Below are 17,260 nucleotides of genomic sequence, written 5' to 3' on the forward strand. Positions count from 1 at the left end.
AGGAGAGTGCGACGGTGGCACCAGGCCGGCGCGTGCGCTGGCCGGACCTGGCCCGGCCACCGCTCCATTGCGCGTGCTGCAACCGTCCGTGGGTATGTGCGACGGCGCTAGCGAAACACCACCGTGCGATGGCCATTGAGCACGATGCGGTGCTCGACATGGCGACGCACCGCACGCGCAAGCACCAGCGACTCGGTATCGCTGCCCAGCCGCACCAGATCGCGCGGTGTCATCGCGTGATCCACGCGTGCCACGTCCTGTTCGATGATCGGGCCTTCGTCCAGATCTTCGGTGACGTAATGCGCGGTGGCGCCGATGATCTTGACGCCGCGTGCGTGCGCCTGGTGATACGGCTGCGCGCCCTTGAAGCTGGGCAGGAAGCTGTGATGGATATTGATCGCCCGCCCCGCCAATGCGCGGCACACCTCGGGCGAAAGAATCTGCATGTAGCGCGCCAGCACCACCAGATCGATCTGCAGCGCCTCGACCAGGGCAAGCAACTGCGCTTCCTGCGCGGCGCGCGTGTCGGCGCTCACCGGCAGATGGTGGAAGGCGATGCCATAGGAGGCGGCCAGCGGCGCGAAGTCGGCGTGGTTGGACACCACCGCCGCGATATCCACCGGCAATTGCCGGCTATGCATGCGGAACAGCAGATCGTTGAGGCAATGCCCCTGCTTGCTCACCAGCACCAGCAAGCGCGCGCGGCGGCGCGCATCGTGCAGCTGCCAGTCCATCCGGAATTCATCGGCCAGCTGCGCAAAGCGGCGTTCCAGCCCGGCAATGTCGGTGCCCGGCGGCTTGTCGAAGTGCACGCGCAGGAAGAAGCGGCCACTTTCGTCGTCGCCGAACTGCTGTGCGTCGAGAATGTTGCAGGCCAGATCGAACAGCAGCCCGGTCACGCGATAGACGATGCCGGTGCGGTCGGGGCAGGACAGGGTGAGGATGTAGTCGGAGCGCATCGGCACAATGATAGCCAATGCGCCTGGCTGCGGGCGCAGTGCTTGCGCCCGTAACTTTCCGCTGCGACTCAGCGCGGCGGCAGGCGCAGCATCAGGCGCCGATTGATCTCGTCCAGTTGCGCCATCGAGGCCTCCACCGAGGTCTCCATCGCTTCCTGGGTGGTGATGTGCGCGCGCAGATGCGCCGGGTCGGCCAGTTCGCCACGCACCAGAAACACGTTCTCGCCCACCTCGCCGACGTGCCGGCTGAGCACCACGTAATCCACCTGGTCAAAGCCATGCTGCTTGGCCAGCGGCAGCAGGCGCGCGGCCATGCGGACGCTGGCTTCGTCGGTGGGTTTGTTCAACTCGGCATCGAGCGCGGCCACCGCTTCGCGGATCTGCGCGAACAGATAGTGGTCCGGATGCTCGGGGTGGTCCGGGCCCACCGGACCCTGGTCGACGACCGGTACGGCGGTCATCGTGTACCACCGGCGCAGGTCGGTGCGCGCGGTGTGCGCGCGGTCGAACCGCGCGTGTTATGCAGGTGTCGCATCGCATCCTCCCTGGAGCGGCGGCTGTCACGAGCCGGCATTTTAGAAGGTCTGCTGCATGTTGGGGTGAGCACGAGGTGGGCCGTATTGCCCTGAAGCGAAGGGTCTTGCGAGCGGGTAGCAGATGTAGCTGACGGCGTGCGAAATCTGCTGCACGTGTGCGTCGCCTCGTCCGCTCACCCCAACCCCTCTCCGCGCCCCTCTTCGCGCCCCGGCCTGCGCTGGCAGCGCGGGCGCTCCAAGGCTTGCGCGCCAGTGACGCGCAAGCCGTGTCGTCCCGCCCCGCCGGGAGAGCGGCTAGCTCCGCTTTGCGGAGGCTGCGATCAGGCCTGCCCGGCCCGCCGCGCCGACACCTCTGCCAGCACGGCCCAGTCGGCGTTGGCGTCGCCATGCGCGATGGCCTCGTCCAGGCCGGCGCGCAGCAACTCGCCCAGCGGCATCGGCACCTGCTTGTCCGCGCCGGCCTGGATTGCCAGATCCACGTCCTTGCGGCCCAGGGTGGCGGTGAAGCCGGCCGGCAGGTAGTCGCGCTGCATGATCAGGCGGCCGTAGCCCTGGTATGCGGGCGCGGCGAACAAGGTGCTGGTGAGCATGCCCAGGAACTGGGTGGCGTCCACACCGTGGCCGCGTGCCAGCGCGCTGGCTTCGGCCATCGCGCCGATCGCGCTGGCCAGGCAGAAGTTGGCCGCCAGCTTGACCGCGTTGGCCTGCTCGGGGGTGCGGCCGATCTCCCAGGTGCGTTGACCGAGCACATCGAACATCGGCTGCACGCGCGCCAGCGCCGCCTCGTCGCCGGCGGCCAGAATGTTGAGCTTGCCGGCTTCGGCCACATCGACCCGGCCGAGCACCGGTGCGGCCACATAGGCCACGCCGCGCTCGGCATGCAGGGCGGTCAGCTCGTGCGCCAGTGCCACCGAGATGGTGGCCATGTTGACGTGCACGCTGCCGGCCGGCAGCGCGTCCAGTACACCGTGCTCCAGCACGGTGGCACGCACCGCGTTGTCGTCGGCCAGCATCGAAAACAGCAACGGGCCGTGCGCGGCGTCGCGCGGCGCATCCACCACCGTCGCACCGGCCTCGCGCAGCGACTGCGCGCGCTGCGGCGAGCGATTCCACACACTCAGTTCGAAACCGCCGCGCAGCAGGTTGTGCGCCATCGGCAGGCCCATCGTCCCCAAGCCCAGAAATCCTATCGGCATGCGTTGTCCTTGTTCGTTATGACGTCTATCGGATGGATCAGCTGGCGAATACGCCACGCGCGTCGCGTGGCTCGCAGCGCAAGTATTGCGGTGAGGGCGTGACCGATGCGCCGAGTGCGGCGGCGGCATGCCAGGGCCAGCGCGGGTCGTACAGGATGCCGCGCGCCAGCGCGATCGCATCGGCCTGGCCGTCCTGCAGGATCGCCTCGGCCTGCGCCGGCTCGGTGATCAGGCCCACACCGATCACCGGCGTGTTGACCTGCGCCTTGATCTGCTGCGCAAACGGAATCTGATAGCCCGCCTGCACCGGAATCTGCTGGCGCGGATCCAGCCCGCCGCTGGAGACATGGATGTAGTGCGCACCGCGCGCATCCAGCGCCTTGGACAGCGCGATACTCTGCTCGAGATCCCAGCCGCCCTCCACCCAATCGGTGGCCGAGATGCGCACGCCGATGGCAATCTTGTCCGACACCGCTGCGCGCACCGCGTCGAAGATGCGCAGCGTCAGCCGCATGCGGTTTTCCAGCGAGCCGCCATACGCATCGCTGCGCCGATTGCTCAGCGGCGACAGGAACTGATGCATCAGATAGCCATGCGCGGCATGCAGCTCGATCAGCGCCAGGCCCAGGCGTTCGGCGCGCTGTGCCGCATCGACAAAGGCCTGTACCACCGCATCGATGCCGGCCTCGTCCAGTGCCTGCGGCAACGGCTGACCGTCACGGAACGCCAGCGCCGATGCGGACACGGTCTGCCAGCCATGCGCGTGCTCCGGTGCGATCGCCTCGCCGCCTTTCCACGGCAGATCGGTGGAGGCCTTGCGCCCGGCGTGCGCCAGTTGGATGCCGATCGGCATCGGCGACCACCGCCGGACCGCGTCCAGCACCTCGGCCAGCGCCTGCTCGGTGGCATCGTCGTACAAGCCAAGGTCGGCATAGGAAATGCGCCCCTGCGGCTGCACCGCGGCCGCTTCCAGGATCAGCAGGCCGGCACCGGATTGCGACAAGGTGCCCAGATGGATGCGGCGCCAGTCGCTGGCGCGGCCGTCCTGTGCGGAGTACTGGCACATCGGGGCGATGACGATCCGGTTGGCGAGCGCAAGCGGACCGAAGCGGATAGGGGAGAACAGCTGGCTCAAGGGGGGCATCCACAGATGACACGGGGGTGCCCATTGCACTGCGCCGCGCGCGAGGGCACAACCGCTGCGATGGATCACTGCGTCATGCCGGGCGCGCACTGGCGTCGTTGACGCTGCGTGCACGCAGCGGATCGAACGGGGTGTGCAGGAACGCCAGCGCCTGCGCGCACGACTGTTCCACCTTCAGGCTGAGCAGCTCGTCCGCACGGGTGCGCCCGAAGTTGAGCGCGGCGATCGGCAGGCCGTTGCGTGCAGCGGTCTGCACGAAACGAAAGCCCGAATACACCATCAGCGACGAGCCCACCACCAGCACCGCATCGGCCGCCTGCAGATGCGCAAATGCACGCTCCACGCGCTCGCGCGGCACGTTCTCGCCAAAGAACACCACATCCGGCTTCAGCACGCCGCCGCACACCGGGCACGGCGGCACCGCAAAGCTGTCGAAAGCCACATCGTCCAGGTCCGCATCGCCATCGGGCGCCTGCGCCGCGTCCAGGTCGGCCCAGCCGGGGTTGGCCTGCTCGAGCAGCCGCTGGAATTCGGTACGGGGCATGCGCCGCTCGCAGCCCATGCAACGCACCACATCGAGCCGGCCATGCAGATCGATCACCGCCTGACTGCCGGCCGCCTGGTGCAGGCGATCCACGTTTTGCGTGAGCAGCACTTCCAACTGGCCACGCGCTTCCAGTGCAGCCAGTGCGTGATGGGTGGCATTGGGTTGCGCCAAACCGAAACGCGGCCAGCCGACCAGACTGCGCGCCCAGTAGCGCTGCCGCGTGGACAACTCGCCCATGAACGCCTGGAACGTCACCGGTTGCGGACGCTTCCAGCCGCCTTGCAGATCGCGGTAATCGGGAATGCCCGAATCGGTGCTGCAGCCGGCGCCGGTAAGCACGAACAGGCGCCGATGGCGCTCGACGAAGTCCTGCAGCGCGCGGGGGTCTTGGGTAGGGACAGCAGTCATCTGGTAAGTCCGGAAACGACGGGATCACTTTGCACCAGCGGCAAACGGTTTGCCCGCTGCGGCGCGGCGTCGACGGCGGGAACGGTTCGGCTTGCGCGAAGCGCGTGGCACTGTCGCATGACGCACGGCCGCCGCCGCGTGCGGGTCAGGACGTTGTACGCGCCACGCACCGGACCGGATGCATGCGTGAGGCCGGTACGGCATCATGCCGCGGCCGCGCGCAGCTGGTTCAACCTATCGGCGCTGCGGGCCGGGGACGCGGCCGCTGACGCTCAGTGTGCAACCCGCGCCTGCTCGACAAACTGCACCAGGTCCCGATTGAAGCGCACGCTGTCCTCCAGGAATGGCGCGTGCCCTGCATCTGGGTAGAGACGCGCCTGCGCACGCGGCTGCAGCTGCCGTGCACGCGCCAGCGTCGGCCCGGTGCTCACCAGTGCATCGCGTGCGCCGTACATCAGCAACACCGGCAGCTGTGTGCGTTGCAGCCCGGCGACGTCGATCGACATGCCCTGCACGGCACGCTGCATGTCCCACGAGGCCAGTGACGCATTGGCCAGCAAGGTGGCGAACACCGGCGCAGGCGGCTGGGTGGCAAAGCACAGCCGCAGGAAGTCCTGCACCGCCTGCAGGTGCGTACGCAGGTCGTCGGAGACCAGATCGCGATAGATCGCCGGATGCGCGCCCAGCTGTTCTGCACGCAATTCGATCACGCCGTCGACATACACCACGCCGCCAAGACCTTCGTCGCCGTAACGGGCGAGGTAGTTGCTGATCACCGCACCGCCCAGCGACCAGCCCACCAGCACCGCATCGTGTGCGTTTGCGGCCTTGACCACGGCGGCAAGGTCGTCGGCCCAGCGCATGCCGTCCCGATACGCGGACGCTGCGGCCGGTTTGCCGGACAGCCCATGCCCGCGCAGGTCGTAGGTGATCAGTCGATAGCGTTGCAGGCGCGGATCGGCCAGCTGCGCGTCCCAATCGATGCGGCTGCCGAGCAGGCCGTGCACGAACACGATTGCCCGGCCATCGGCGGCGCCATGCTCCTGCACCGCCAGGGTCACGCCGTCGGGCGCGGCGACGGTGTAGCTGCGGGAAGCCGGGGTGTCCGCCGGGACCGCCGCAGCCACGGTTGCAGAGACCAGCAGCAGACAGGCCAGCAGGCAGCGTATCGGCAACGTGCCAATGACGGGAAGAAAGCGAACAGGCATCGGAGTGAGCTCCAGACAATGGGAGCCTGCATCCTCGCGCCTCACACCAATGTGAGGGTCAAGCGTGACGTGCAACGTATGCTGGGCGCATGGCCACATCGTCCGAACCATCGCTGAGCATTGGCGCGCTGGCGCTGCAGACCGGCGCCAGCGTGCGCTCGCTTCGCCACTACGACGCGCATGGCCTGCTGACCTCCTCGCGCAGCGCCAATGGCTACCGGGTGTTTCCCGCCGCCTGCGTTGCACAGGTGCGGCAGATCCAGCGGCTGATCGCCACCGGCTTCAGCCTGGGCGACATCCTCGGCTTCCCCGATTGCATGCGCCTGGTGGAAGGCGCGCAGATGTGCCCGGAAACCGCGCAGGCGCATCGGGCACGCCTGCAGCTGATCGAGCGCCAGCTGGCCGACCTGGAACGGCGCCGGGCGCGTTTGCTGGAAACCCTGGCGCAGGGTAAGGCGGATGCAGTGGCCACGCTATCGCCTGCAGCGCAGACCAGACGCAGCAAGCGGGCGCGCTAGAGCGGCTGACGAATACCGCGCAGTCGTGGTGTCAGTCGCTCTTGGACGCGTCGGCCGATCTGCGTCACTCGCCGCGTGCAGGGTGCGGCGCAAAGCGCCCGTACGGCCGCGTGTCGTCGGCGCGCTGGCGCAGCACGTAGGCTGCCGCGAAGGCGAGCGCCAACAACGTCAGGCACATGCCGACCAGCGCGCCCCAGCCGCCGTGTTGCCAGAACCAGCCGCCGAGCGCGCCGATCACACTGGAGCCGGCGTAATACGCCAGCAGATACAGCGATGCGGCGTGACTGCGGTGCGCGCCGCCGAGCCGGCTCACCCACGCGCTGGCCGCCGAATGCGCAATGAAAAAGCCGATCGTCAGCAACACGATGCCGCCCACCACCAGCGCCAGCACATGTGCCAGGGTCAGCGCCACGCCGAGGACGCACAGCACGATGCCGGTGGTCACCACCGGGCCGCGCCCGAAGCGATCCGATGCCGCACCGGCCACCGACGAACTGACGATGCCGAACACATAGGCGCTGAAGATCATGCCGATCTGGCTCTGGCTCAGGCCGAATTCCGGCCCGCCCAACCGGAAGCCGGCGTAGTTGTAGAGGCAGACGAATACGCCCATCAACAGGAACGGCAGCGCGAACAGGAACGGCAGGTTGCGGTCGCGCAGATGCCCGGCCCAGGCGCGCAGATGGAAGCGCAGGTTGATGCCGTGCCGGCGCACGAAGTTGCGCGACGGCGGCAGCAACCAGAAGAATGCCAGCGCGCACAGCAGGTCGAACACGCTCAACACCGCCAGTGCGGTGCGCCAGTCGTAGTGATCGGTCAGCACGCTCATCACGATGCGCCCGCTCATGCCGCCGAAGGCATTGCCGGCCACATACAGGCCGGTGGCCGCGCCCATCTTGTTGGCCGGCAGTTCCTCGCCCAGATACACCATCGCCACCGCCGGCACCCCGCCCAGCGCGATACCGGACAAGGTGCGCACCAGTACCAGCGCGCCCCAGTGCGGCAGGAAGGCGGCGATCAGGTTCAACAGCGCGGCCAGCGCGATCGACACGAACATCAGACCGCGCCGGCCCAGGTTCTCCGACACGGCGCCGGCGCAGAAGATCGCCAGCGCCAGCGCACCGGTGGCCAGCGACAGCGGCAGCGAGGCGCTGGCCGCGTCCACATCGAAGACGCGCGCAAACTCAGGCAGCACCGGCTGCACGCTGTACAGCAGCGAAAAGGTGGCGAAGCCGGCCAGGAACAGGGCCAGGCGGATGCGGCCGCTGGCCGGCGCATCCGCGGCGGCTGCGTTGTCGGCAGGGCCGGCGGTGGCGCCCGGCAGGCGGCCGGTGCGGCGATCAGGAGAGGACACGGAAGCAGCGACGAGACACGGGACGGCGAGTATTCGCCTGCCATGACCCCCTGTCCAATATATGATGCTTGCAGTTGCCATATGCAGAACAGATAGCATGGAACTCCGCCACCTGCGCTACTTCCTCGCCGTTGCCGAGGAGGGCAACTTCACCCGCGCCGCAGCGCGGGTCGGCATCGGCCAGCCGCCGTTAAGCCAGCAGATCCAGGCGCTGGAGCGCGATCTGGGCACGCCGCTGTTCCGGCGCACCCACAGCGGCGCCGAGTTGACTCCGGCCGGCGAGGCGTTCCTGGTCGAGGTGCGTCGCGTGCTCGCCGATGTAGAGCGCGCTGCGGAAACCGCACGGCGGGTGGCGCGCGGTGAATCCGGCCGGCTGCGGCTGGGCTTCACCGCCTCGGCCGCATTCAACCCGGTGGTGCCGCACCTGATCCGCGACTTTCGCCGACAATGGCCGCAGGTCGAGTTGCTACTGGAAGAAACCAACACTGCCGGGCTGCTGCTGGCCCTGGCCGATGGCCGCCTGGACGCGGCCTTTGTGCGCTACGGCCTGAGCACGCCGCCCGACCTGCAACTGCTGCGCTTTGCCGACGAACCGATGAAAATCGCCGTGCCTACCGCGCATCGCCTGGCCGCCCGCAACCGCGCGCCGCTGGCCGCGCTGGCGGGCGAACCGTTCATCCTGTTCCCGCGCAGCTTCGGCTCCAGCCTGTACGACGAGATCCTCGCCGCCTGCCGGCAATCCGGGGTGACCCTGCGCATCACCCAGGAGGCGCCGCAGATGTCGTCCATCGTCAACTTGGTCGCCGCCGAGCTGGGCGTGTCGGTGGTGCCGGCCTCCACCGCGCAGCTGCAGCTGCCCGGCGTGCGCTATCTGGATATCGAAGGCCAGATGCCGCTGGCCCGGCTGGCCCTGGCAGTCGCGCCGGGCGCCCTGGACACCGCGCCGCTGGTGCGGCATCTGTGGGCGCTGGCGGACGTGCTGTGAGCCTGGGTGATCTTGAGCCGATAGCACCACGGTTTTTGTAGGAGCGCACCCGTGCGCGATGTGGCTCTCCCGGTAACGCCCTCGCGCACAAGTGCGCTCCTACACCTGCTCATGCGGAAAGATGTTGGATTGCGTTGCCCGCCATCAGCGATGGCGCTGGTTCTCTTGCGCCGAGGTCTGATCGACATATCCTCAGTCACACCAGTAGCCGTTGATCCTTTGGATGCGCACATGCCCGCGATGCTGTTTGCGTGGCGACATCATCGCGGCCAGGGCCTTCGCTGCAGACAGCATGCACATTGCCTGCGCACGCACGTGCCCTGCCGAATCCGGGCACGCCATTCCGGCACACCGCTTGACCTCAACCGCGATTGAGGTCGTTCAATGCCTGCACCTTCCATCACCTGCGCCCGCCATGCATCTTCGCCATCTGTTGCTGCCCTGCCTGGACCCCGACCTCAGCCTGCGCTTCTACCGCGAGGTGCTGCAGCTGCCGCAGCACGGCAACAGCATTCGCATCGGCTGGAGCAGCCTGGAATGCGTGCAGGCGCAGCAGCCGGTGGGCAGCGTGCATCTGGCGTTCAACGTGGCGCCGTCGCGCTTCGACGCCGCTGCGCAATGGATCGGCGCACGCAGCACCCTGCTTGCCGATCCACACGGCCGTCGGCAGTTCCAACTGGACGGTGTATGGCAGTCGCAATCGGTGTATTTCGCCGGCCCCGATGGCGCGGTACTCGAGTTGATCGCGCGTCGGGCGGTGCAGGACGCGACCACCGGCGACGGCACGTTCCGCGGCGACGAGTTGCTGTGCGTGAGCGAGATCGGGTTACCCAGCAACGATATCGCGGTGGTGACCAGCAGCGTCGCCCATCACTTCGGCGTGCGGCCGTTTGCGCCGGCGGCCGATGGTTTTGCCGCGCTGGGCGACGATGATGGCTTGTTGATCGTCGTCGATCAGGCGCGGCGCTGGTTTCCGCAGCAGCGGCAGCTGCCATGGGCCACCGGCGTGCGGGTCAGCGTGGATGCACCGCAACCGGGGCTGCGTTTGCGCGATGCGCAGGGCTGGGAGTTGCTGGCGGCGTGAGCGCCCACGCCGCGCAGGTCATGCCGCGGCTGCAGGCGCAGGAAGGCGGAAGAACGCACGCGCCGCCGCGGTGCTGTTGGCCGCGGTTAGCGCCACGTCCTCGCCGCGATCGCGCGCGAGTTCTTCGACGATATGCGACAGGAACATCGGCTCGTTGCGGCGGTCCTTGGGCATCGGTTTGAGCGTGCGCGGCAGCAGGTACGGCGCGTCGGTTTCGATCATCAACCGGTTGGCCGGGATGTTGCGCACCAGCTCACGCAGATGCACGCCGCGGCGCTCGTCGCACAGCCAGCCGGTGATGCCGATGTAGTAATCGCGGTCCAGGTAGTCGAACAGCTCTTCGCGGCTGCCGGTGAAGCAATGCACCACCGCCGGACCCAGGCGGCCGTCGAAGCTGCGCATGATCGACAGGAAATCGTCGTGCGCCTCGCGCTGATGCAGGAACAGCGGCTTGCCGTTGTCGGCAGCCAGTTGCAGCTGGCGCTCGAAGGCCTTGTGCTGGGCCGGACGCGGGGCGAAATCGCGGAAATAATCCAGCCCGCATTCGCCCACCGCCACCACCTGCGGGTGTGCCTGCAGCGTGCGCATTTCGGCCTCGCATTCGGCGGTGAACTCCACCGCGTGGTGCGGGTGCACGCCGGCGGTGGCGTAGAGGAATCCGGGATGCTGCTGGGCCAGCTGCAAGGCCAGCGGCGAATGCTCGCGGCTGGCGCCGGTGATCACCAAGTGCGCAACGCCGGCGTCGCGTGCGCGTTGCAGCACCGCGTCGCGGTCGCGGTCGAAGGAGTCGTGGGTGAGGTTGGCGCCGATATCGATCAACTGCATGCTGCGGTGTCGTGTGGGGAGAGCGGGGCAAGTGTAACGAGTGGGGGTTGGCCGCGCTGGCGGAGCGGCTACTCCACCACCGGCACCACCATCGCATCGATCTTCGCCGCCAACGCCTGGATCGTCAGTAGCGCCGAGCGCGACAGCTGCCGCTGCGGGGCCACGCACAGCGCCAGCGTCATCGGCTTGGTCAGGTGGCGGCGGAACGGCACGAATGCCAGGCGGCCGTCGGCCACATCCGGCGCGGCGTCCAGCCACGACATCAGGCCCACGCCGGCACCGGCACGCACCAACCCGCGCAGCGTGCGCACATCGTTGCAGTGGGTCAGCCGCTTCACGTCGATGTGCTGGCGCTGGTACAGCACCTTGGCATGCTCGCCGACGATCAGCGGGGCGGCCGGCAGCAGCAGGCGGTGTTCCAGCGTTTCGCTCAGCTGCAGCTCGCGACGGGTGCTGAGCGGGTGGCCGACCGGCATCGCAATGCCCAACGGGATGTCGGCAAATGCGCGCACCTCCAAGTCCACGCTGCTCACCGGGTCCAGCAGCAGGCCGATGTCCACATCGGCCGAGGTCACCATTTCCATCACCCGCTGGTTGCGCGCGGTGGACAGGTTGAAGGTGATGCCGGGGTACTCCTGCACCAGCGCCGCCACCGCTGCCGGCACCACGCCCTCGCTGAGCGCGTCGATCATGGCGATCTCCACATGCCCGCGGCGCAGCCCCTTGAGCTCGTCGAAGCGCTCCAGGGTGCGCGCGTAGGCCTTCTCCCAGCCGCGTACGTCCACCAGCAGCAGCTCGCCGGCCGCGGTCAGCCGCAAGCGGCCCGGCAGGCGTTCGAACAGCTGCGCGCCCAGCTCTTCCTCGGCCTTGAGGATCTGCCGGTCGATCGCCGACGCCGACACGTGCAGCACGTCGGAGGCCTTGCGGATGCTGCCGCAGCGGGCCACTTCGATGAAGTAACGGGTGAAGCGGGAAAAGGTCAGCATGCGGCAGGGCTCGGTTGGCGTTGCATTTTTTGCAATGGCTTGGCTGAAAATCGATGTTTGATAACACACCCCCGGCTTCCTAGAGTCAATCCGGCACCGCTCCCGCCCTACGCCAGAGACTGCACCCATGGATGTCGCCGTCCCCACCCTGCCGCTGCACTGCACCTTCGAGGCCGCCGACTGGCAGCGCCTAGCCCAGCACTGGCATGCGGTGGCGCTGAGCAGCGAGGTCGGGCAGGCGCCGTTCAAGGCCACCCTGCTGGACGAGCCGCTGGTGCTGTACCGGCTGGGCGAGGAACTGGTGGCCGCGCGCGATGTCTGCCCGCATCGCGGCGTGCCGCTGAGCATGGGCACTGCCGATGGCGGCGGCGTGGTCTGCGCCTACCACGGGCTGCGCTTCGGCTCGGGCGGGCGCTGCAACCACATCCCCGCCAGCCCCGGCCAGAACATCCCGGCCAAGATGCGCCTGCACACCTACGCGGTGGCCGAGCGCTACGGGTTGATCTGGGTGTGCCTGGCCAAACCGGCCGGCGTCAGCGCGGCCGAGGTGCAGATTCCACCGATGCCCGGCTGGGACGAGGACGGCTTCCAGCAGATCGTGTGCCCGGCCTTCGACATCGGCGGCAGTGCCGCGCGCCAGCTGGAAGGCTTCATCGACGTGGCGCATTTCGCCTTCGTGCACACCGCCACCTTCGCCCAGCCGGACAAGCGCGAGGTGCCGGCCTACACCACCACCGAGACGCCGACCGGCTTCAATGCCGACTACCTGAGCGCGGTGGCCAATTATTCGGTGGACATGCCGCTGCCGGACGTGGACCCGGATTTCCAGTGGCTGCGCCATTTCGAGGTGCATCTGCCCTTCACCGCCACCCTCACCATCCACTTCCCGGTGCCGGGCAAGCGGCTGGTGATCATGAACGCGGCCAGCCCGGTGTCCAAGCACAGGACGCGCCTGCTGGTGCCGATCGCGCGCAACTTCGACACCCACCTGCCGGTGGAAGACGTACACGCCTTCAACCTGCGCGTGTTCGAGGAAGACCGCGCCATGGTCGAGGCGCAGCGCCCCGAATACCTGCCGCTGGACCCGCTGCTGGAAGTGCATATCCCGGCCGATCGCAGCTCCATCGCCTACCGCCGCGGCCTGCGCAGCCAGGGCTACAGCGACTTCTTCCTCCGTTGACCGCCGAGGAGCACGCCATGCAGCTGCACGAGGTCCGCGTCGCCGAGGTCTTCGACCAGGGCCATCGCCAACGCGCGATCCGGCTGGAGCCGGTGGGTGCGGAATTGCCTGCCTTCGAGGCCGGCGCGCATGTGGACCTGCATCTGCCCGACGGCATGATCCGACAGTATTCGATCGCCAGCGCACCGCATGTGCGCGACCACTATCTGCTGTGTGTGAAGCTGGCCGACGCCTCGCGCGGTGGCTCGCGGCATCTGTGCGAGCAGCTGAGCACCGGCGACCGCCTGCGCATCTCCACACCGCGCAACCTGTTTCCGCTGCATCCGGGCGAGCGCCACGTCCTGCTGGCCGCCGGCATCGGCATCACCCCGCTGCTGTCGATGGCCGAAGCGCTGGAAGCGCGCGGCGAACCCTTCGTGCTGCACTACTACGCGCGCCGGCACGCCGATGTGGCGTTCGGGCAGCGGCTGCAGCAGGGTTTCGCGCATGGCCAGGTGCAGGTGCATCTGAGCGATGGCGGCGAAAGCCCGCGCGTGCATGTGCCCGAGGAAGTGGGCCAGGCGCGTGCGCGCGACCAGCTGTATCTATGCGGGCCGACCGCCTTCATGGACCACTTCATGCTGCTTGCCAAGGCGCACGGCTGGACGGCGCAGCAACTGCACCGCGAGCACTTCGCCGCCGCCGAGCCCGGCATCGCCCACGATGCCGACAGCGCCTTCGACGTAGAGCTGGCCGCCAGCGGCCGCGTGGTGCAGGTGCCGGCCGACCGCAGCATCGCCAGTGCCTTGCTGGATGCCGGCATCGAGGTGCCGCTGTCCTGCGAGCAGGGCATGTGCGGCGCCTGCCTGACCGGCGTCCTGGCGGGCACCCCCGATCACCGCGACAGTGTGCTCAGCGACAGCGAACACGCGCAGAACCGGCAGATCACGCTGTGCTGTTCGCGTAGCCGCTCGCCGCGGCTGGTGCTGGATCTTTGAGGCGGTCTGTGTGCGGCGGTTGCATGCGCAGCGATGCCGTGAACGCGGACATGCACCTATGCAGGCGACCCTGCCGATGCGACCGCTAAGCCGCATATGACAAGGCGTTGTGCCAGCGATCGTCACGGCCTGCACGCCGCTGCGCCTCCGCAGTATGTCGCGTGCCCGGTGCCGGAAACGGCGTGGTGGTTGCAGCGAGGTTTGTGCGTTGCTCTCGTCTGGAGAGTCAACACTAGCGATACGCTGCGCAGCGTATCGCGTGTGGATCTGCAAGGCACGGCGAAGAAAACCAGGTACCGCACTTGTCGATCCGCAGGCATCTCTGGTGATGCGTTGCCTCATGCAGCCACAAGTGTCTTGCAACCTCACCCAGGTGCCTGGCGACCAACACGACCTTCAGCGCCAGCAAAAGAAACACTCCAGCGCTGGCCGTCCACCACGCTGCAAGGCATGCTTCGCATATCGGCGGCGTGACTGCGCCATCGCTTTTTCTCTCCGAGTTCTCCATCGCATGTCCACCGTTCATCGCAGTCTGATTGTGGCGCTATGCCTGCTGTTGCCCACCGCCGCACAGGCACGCAGCCAAGCCACCCCTGCACAACAACGCGAGCAGCAGGCGGCGCAGCTGCTGCGCACCGCCGCCGATCAGCCTGCGCAGCTACGTGCCTGGCTGCAGGCGATGCCCAAGGGCGGCGACCTGCACAACCATCTGTCCGGTTCGGTATATGCCGAGGACTACCTGCAGTGGGCCAGCGACGATGGCGCCTGCGTGCAGCTGGACGACCTGAGCCTGCGCGCGCCGCCGTGTGGCAACGGCCAGGAGCCGGCACGCGACCTGGCAACGCGCAATGCCGCGCTGTATGGCCGGGTGGTGGATGCCTTGTCGATGCGCAAGTTCCTGCCCAGCCCGTCGCAGCCCACCGGACACGATCAGTTCTTCGGCACCTTCGGCAGGTTCGACGCGGTGGTGCGCGTGCGGGTTGCCGACACCGTGGCCGCAGTGCTGGAGCAGGCCGCACGCGACCGCGTGCCCTATGTGGAAATCATCGCCAATCCGCCGCAGATGGATCAGGCGGCAAACCAGATGCAGTCCCTGCCCTGGAAGGACGGCGACGACGCGGCCAACCTGCGCGCCTTGCAGGATGCCTTGCCGCCGCTGGTGCAGGCCGCACAACGCGCGCTTGCCGACACCGATGCCCAGGTGCGCCGCGTGCTGCACTGCGACCAGCCCGATGCGCGTCCCGGCTGCCAGGTCACCTACCGCTATGTGCCTTACGTGCTGCGCGTGTTGCCGCAGCCGATGGTGTTCGGGCAGATGGCGCTGGCCCACGCCCTGATCGCCGCCGGTGGCAGCCGCGCGGTGGCATTGAACATCGTCGCGCCCGAAGACAACCCGGTGGCGCTGGCCGATTACGCGCGGCATATGGCGATGTTCCGCTTCTTCGCCGCGCGCTATCCAGACGTGCCGCTGTCCCTGCACGCCGGCGAGCTGGCCCTGGGCCTGGTGCCGCCGGCGCAACTGCGTTCGCATATCCGCCAGGCGGTGGATGCCGGTGCACGCCGTATCGGTCATGGCGTGGACCTGCCTTATGAAGACGACGCCGACGGCCTGCTGCAGCGCATGCGCCGCCAGCAGGTCGCGGTGGAGATCAACCTCACCAGCAACGATGTGATTCTCGGCGTCAAAGGCCCCGCACATCCGCTGGCGATGTATCTGCGCGCCGGTGTGCCGGTGGTGCTGTCCACCGACGATGCCGGCGTCTCCCGCGCGGACATGACCCACGAATATCAACGCGCGATGCAGGAACAAGGCATCGATTACCCCACGCTCAAGCAGCTCGCCCGCAACGGCTTGACCTACAGCTTCCTGCCCGGCACCAGCCTGTGGGATGCCGACGGTCGCGCTGCGCAGGCCTGCGCCACGGCGTTGCAGCGCGAAACCGATGATGCTGCCTGTCGCGCATTCCGCCAGGGCAGCGAGAAGGCACGGCTGCAATGGCAACTGGAAACCGACCTTGCCCTGTACGAGCGCACGCTGTTGCAGGTAGGAGCGCGCCCGAGCGCGAACGGGCTTTACCGGTAACGCCCCGTCGCGCGCAGGCACGCTCCTACCAACGCGACTTCCGATCCATCGCCGTTGCAATGTATTAAACCTCCACGACAAAAGCGCAATGACCGACCCGCACGCCACCTCATCCAGACGCCGCGTCATTCTCGAAGACGACATCGACGGCTTCACGCCCGCGCAGCTGCTGCTGTTGCAGTCGCCCGAGGTCCAGGTGCTGGGCATCAGCGCGGTCAGCGGCAACATCTGGCGCGACGAAGTGCTGGCGCATAGCTGCCGCCTGCTGGAACTGGCCGGGCACCCCGACATCCCGGTGCTACCCGGCCCGGTGCATCCGCTGCTCAACAGCGAACGGGCCACCGAGCGTTGGGAAGCGCTCTACGGCAAGCTGGTCTGGAAAGGTGCCTGGACCAGGCACTGGGTGGATGGCGACACCGTGCAAAGCGCGCCGCGGTATCACGCCCACGACGTGGTGCCCGACCTGCCGTTGGGCAATCCCAGCGTGGTGCGCGCGTCCGACGAGCCGGCCGCATTGTTCATGCTGCGCATGGTGCGCCAGTATCCGGGCGAGGTGAGCATCATCGCCACCGGCCCGTTGACCAATCTGGCAATCGCGCAATCGCTGGATCCGGCCTTCGCCACGCTGGCGCGCGAGCTGGTCTACATGGGCGGCAGCCTCAACCCGCGCCAGCAACGCAACAGCATCAGCGCCCAGCAATTCGCACGCGAGTTCGTCAACTCGCCACGCCGCGAATTCAATATCCGCTGGGATCCGGAAGCGGCCAGCATCGTCATGCGCGCGCCCTGGCGCAGGATCACCATGGTGCCGGTGGATCCATCGACCGCGACCGAACTCACGCCCGACCTGCTGGCGCGCATGAGCGCGGCCGATACCAGCATCGGCCACGCGTTGCGCCGCCGCGAAGCGGGCTTTCCGATGTGGGACGAGCTGGCCACCGCGGTATGGCTGCGCCCCGAGCTGGCGACACGGACCGAGACGCTCTACGTCGATACCAACACCGCCTTCGATGCCGGCTACGGCGACATCCTGTCGTGGGCGCCGGGCTATCAACCGGGGCTGGGCGAACAGGCGCAGACGGTGGTGCACGCGGTGGATATCGAGGCGTTCGAACAATTGCTGGTAGACCATCTCACCGCGCCGCAACCACCAGCAGTCGGCTTGCCGCTCCCCCCTCTCCCCTCGGGAGAAGCTGCCCGAGGCGCGGATGAGGCTGCGGCGCCCCAATCCCGAATCCCAACTAGCGAATCCCCGCTCCCAACCAGGTGA

The 17,260-nt window shown here is 68.0% G+C and carries 16 protein-coding genes; 7 read left to right on the forward strand and 9 right to left on the reverse strand.

The genetic code is table 11. The annotated features are described in order from the left end of the window. Window positions 1-107: 107 nt before the first annotated feature. From purU to FHT09_RS18595, 6 genes are all read right to left on the reverse strand, one after another. Complete coding sequence (gene purU, locus FHT09_RS18570) at window positions 108-959, reverse strand: formyltetrahydrofolate deformylase (protein ID WP_166775473.1); 852 nt, start codon at window positions 957-959, stop codon at window positions 108-110. Between the two features lie 68 nt (window positions 960-1,027). Continuing rightward, entirely contained in the window at window positions 1,028-1,420 is a 393-nt protein-coding gene (locus FHT09_RS18575; RefSeq protein WP_016901471.1) for an XVIPCD domain-containing protein, read from the reverse strand. 395 nt (window positions 1,421-1,815) lie between these two features. Then, window positions 1,816-2,691, reverse strand: a complete 876-nt coding sequence (locus tag FHT09_RS18580; protein ID WP_104607083.1) for an NAD(P)-dependent oxidoreductase — start codon at window positions 2,689-2,691, stop codon at window positions 1,816-1,818. A 37-nt stretch (window positions 2,692-2,728) separates the two neighbouring features. Continuing rightward, complete coding sequence (locus FHT09_RS18585; RefSeq protein WP_104607084.1) at window positions 2,729-3,826, reverse strand: NADH:flavin oxidoreductase/NADH oxidase; 1,098 nt, start codon at window positions 3,824-3,826, stop codon at window positions 2,729-2,731. An 82-nt stretch (window positions 3,827-3,908) separates the two neighbouring features. Beyond that, complete coding sequence (locus FHT09_RS18590; RefSeq protein WP_104607085.1) at window positions 3,909-4,790, reverse strand: NAD-dependent protein deacetylase; 882 nt, start codon at window positions 4,788-4,790, stop codon at window positions 3,909-3,911. Between the two features lie 272 nt (window positions 4,791-5,062). Then, window positions 5,063-5,998: an alpha/beta hydrolase gene (locus tag FHT09_RS18595; protein ID WP_184417070.1), complete on the reverse strand. Its 936-nt coding sequence runs from the start codon at window positions 5,996-5,998 to the stop codon at window positions 5,063-5,065. An 89-nt stretch (window positions 5,999-6,087) separates the two neighbouring features. Here FHT09_RS18595 and FHT09_RS18600 point away from each other — a divergent pair, with 89 nt between their 5' ends. Then, window positions 6,088-6,516 (forward strand): MerR family transcriptional regulator, encoded by a 429-nt coding sequence (locus tag FHT09_RS18600; RefSeq protein ID WP_104607086.1) that lies wholly within the window; start codon window positions 6,088-6,090, stop codon window positions 6,514-6,516. A 64-nt stretch (window positions 6,517-6,580) separates the two neighbouring features. Here FHT09_RS18600 and FHT09_RS18605 read toward each other — a convergent pair whose 3' ends face one another. Next, window positions 6,581-7,951: an MFS transporter gene (locus tag FHT09_RS18605; protein ID WP_184417080.1), complete on the reverse strand. Its 1,371-nt coding sequence runs from the start codon at window positions 7,949-7,951 to the stop codon at window positions 6,581-6,583. A 16-nt stretch (window positions 7,952-7,967) separates the two neighbouring features. Here FHT09_RS18605 and FHT09_RS18610 point away from each other — a divergent pair, with 16 nt between their 5' ends. Continuing rightward, window positions 7,968-8,855: a LysR family transcriptional regulator gene (locus FHT09_RS18610; protein WP_104607087.1), complete on the forward strand. Its 888-nt coding sequence runs from the start codon at window positions 7,968-7,970 to the stop codon at window positions 8,853-8,855. Between the two features lie 415 nt (window positions 8,856-9,270). Next, window positions 9,271-9,939, forward strand: a complete 669-nt coding sequence (locus FHT09_RS18615) for a hypothetical protein (RefSeq protein ID WP_104607088.1) — start codon at window positions 9,271-9,273, stop codon at window positions 9,937-9,939. 18 nt (window positions 9,940-9,957) lie between these two features. Here FHT09_RS18615 and FHT09_RS18620 read toward each other — a convergent pair whose 3' ends face one another. Beyond that, window positions 9,958-10,764, reverse strand: a complete 807-nt coding sequence (locus FHT09_RS18620) for a TatD family hydrolase (RefSeq protein ID WP_104607089.1) — start codon at window positions 10,762-10,764, stop codon at window positions 9,958-9,960. 68 nt (window positions 10,765-10,832) lie between these two features. Continuing rightward, on the reverse strand, window positions 10,833-11,750 hold the full coding sequence (locus FHT09_RS18625; protein ID WP_104607090.1) for a LysR family transcriptional regulator: 918 nt from the start codon (window positions 11,748-11,750) through the stop codon (window positions 10,833-10,835). Between the two features lie 127 nt (window positions 11,751-11,877). Between FHT09_RS18625 and FHT09_RS18630 the strand changes: the two genes are divergently transcribed. The 4 genes from FHT09_RS18630 (at window position 11,878) to FHT09_RS18645 (ending at window position 17,260) form a co-directional block, all read left to right on the forward strand. Beyond that, on the forward strand, window positions 11,878-12,930 hold the full coding sequence (locus FHT09_RS18630) for an aromatic ring-hydroxylating dioxygenase subunit alpha (protein WP_104607091.1): 1,053 nt from the start codon (window positions 11,878-11,880) through the stop codon (window positions 12,928-12,930). Window positions 12,931-12,947: 17 nt separating this feature from the next. Continuing rightward, window positions 12,948-13,907: a PDR/VanB family oxidoreductase gene (locus FHT09_RS18635; RefSeq protein WP_181141423.1), complete on the forward strand. Its 960-nt coding sequence runs from the start codon at window positions 12,948-12,950 to the stop codon at window positions 13,905-13,907. Between the two features lie 511 nt (window positions 13,908-14,418). After that, window positions 14,419-15,990, forward strand: coding sequence for an adenosine deaminase (locus FHT09_RS18640; RefSeq protein WP_184417072.1), 1,572 nt, complete (start codon window positions 14,419-14,421; stop codon window positions 15,988-15,990). Between the two features lie 88 nt (window positions 15,991-16,078). Next, window positions 16,079-17,260 (forward strand): nucleoside hydrolase, encoded by a 1,182-nt coding sequence (locus tag FHT09_RS18645; RefSeq protein WP_104607093.1) that lies wholly within the window; start codon window positions 16,079-16,081, stop codon window positions 17,258-17,260.

The sequence above is a fragment of the Xanthomonas sp. CFBP 8152 genome, assembly GCF_014199025.1.
In the GTDB taxonomy this organism is placed as follows: Bacteria; Pseudomonadota; Gammaproteobacteria; order Xanthomonadales; family Xanthomonadaceae; genus Xanthomonas; species Xanthomonas arboricola_B.